2 protein-coding genes are annotated in these 1,754 nt (G+C 66.0%); both read right to left on the bottom strand.

The annotated features are described in order from the left end of the window. On the bottom strand, positions 1-1,451 hold a 1,451-nt coding region (gene tnpC / locus NKI54_RS36215; protein ID WP_352694631.1), incomplete at its 3' end, for an IS66 family transposase. Between the two features lie 66 nt (positions 1,452-1,517). Beyond that, positions 1,518-1,754, bottom strand: a 237-nt coding sequence (gene tnpB / locus NKI54_RS36210) for an IS66 family insertion sequence element accessory protein TnpB (protein WP_352596337.1), incomplete at its 5' end; no start/stop codon positions are given.

The following is a 1,754-nucleotide window of genomic DNA, read 5'->3' as shown; positions in this document are numbered from 1 at the left end:
GCGATGCCGCGCAGGGCTCGCTCGGCTGCATTGTTCGATAGGCAGATCCGCCCGTCGTCGAGGAACCGGGCGAAGGATGACCAGCGGCGCAGCATGTAGTTGAAGGCCTTGGTCAGATCATGTCCGCGCGAGAGCTTGTCGCGCGTCTCGATCATCCAGGTCTCGAGCTCCGCGACCAGCGGCAGGCTCCGCTCCTGGCGCACGGCGTGGCGTTGGGCCGGCGACAGGCCGTTGATCTCGCGCTCGATATCGAACAGGGCGTCGATGCGCTTCACGCCTTCAACCGCGAGCGGATAGACCAGGTTGGGCTTCTCGCCGTGCGCCTTCTTGCGCGCCGCCGCTTCGATATCGGCCAGCCCGAACACTTTGCGCCGGCTGTGGGCCCAGCAGCTGGCTTCCAGAATAGGCGCCGGCTGACGGGCCGCCGCATAGAGATCGCCATAACCGCCATAGGCATCGGCCTGCAGAATGCCGCTCCAGCCGGCGAGATGCGCCGCGGGATGTTCGCCTCGGCGATCGCGGGAATAATAGAACACCGCCGCCGGCGGATCGACATCGCCGAATGGTCGGTCATCACGCACATAGGTCCATAATCGGCCGGTATCGGTCTTGCCCTTGGCCAGGACCGGCACCGTCGTGTCGTCGCCGTGCAGACGTGAAGCGGCCAGCACATGGGCTTCGAGCCGCTTGAACAGCGGCATCAGCGCCGCGACGCCGGCGCCGACCTGGTCGGCGAGCGTCGACAGGCTGAGCGGCACGCCTTCGCGGGCATAGCGTTCAGCCTGGCGGTTGAGGGGCTGATGCTGGCCGAACTTCTCGAACAGGATCATCGCCAGCAGGCCGGGACCGGCCCAGCCGCGCGGGGTGGCGTGGAACGGCGCCGGAGCCTGGCTGATCGCCTCGCAGTCGCGGCAGGTGAACTTCTCCCGCACGTGCTGGATCACCTTCCATTGCCGCGGCACCACCTCCAGCGTCTCGGTGATATCCTCACCCAGCCTGCGCAGCCGATGACCGCCGCAGCAGTGGCAAGCGGTCGGCGCCGGCTCGACCACGCGTTCGCGCGGCAGGTGCTCGGGAAATGGCTGGCGCGCCGGTCGTTTGCGCACATAAGGCGCCACCTCGGTGGTCCGCGCCGCTGCCTGTTCGGCGGCGATCTCGTCTTCCGTTGCCGTGCTCTCGAGTTCCTCGAAGGTGAGTTCCATCTGGTCGTGCAGGCGGGCGGCACGTTCAGAACTTTGACCATGCAGCGCCCGCTGCAGCTTCCGGATCGTCAGATCCTGATGTGCGATCAGCGCCGCATCATCCGATGCCTTGGCCCTGGCGACCGCCAGTTCGGCCTCGACCAGCGCAGCGCGTGCGGCCTCGTCTTCGGCTCTGGCCAGCGCCGCGGTCAGCGCTGCTCTCAGCGCGCCAATATCGTCCGGAACAGCATCCTGGGCGGTGGCAACCATGCCCTGGAGTGAATCATAAAACGCGTCCGCTGACTCGCGGAAAATGGCGCAAACTCAAAGAAAAACTCAGCCCGCGCGCTGCGGTCGGAACGTGTGACGCGGGTTGCGCCAATCGATCCCGTCGAGCATGTAGGCGAGCTGCGCCGGTGATATGGAAACCGTGCCGTCCGCCGGCGACGGCCATAGAAACCGGCCCTTCTCGAGCCGTTTTGCATATAGCGACATGCCGAGCCCATCATGCCAGATAATCTTGATCAGGTTGCCGTTGCGGCCGCGGAAGACATAAAGATCGCCGGCATGCGG

Origin of the sequence: Mesorhizobium sp. M0663 (genome assembly GCF_040320585.1) — a bacterium.
Classification (GTDB): Bacteria; Pseudomonadota; Alphaproteobacteria; order Rhizobiales; family Rhizobiaceae; genus Mesorhizobium.
Note: the sequence above shows the minus strand (reverse complement) of the source record. Positions and strands in the feature narration are given on the sequence as shown.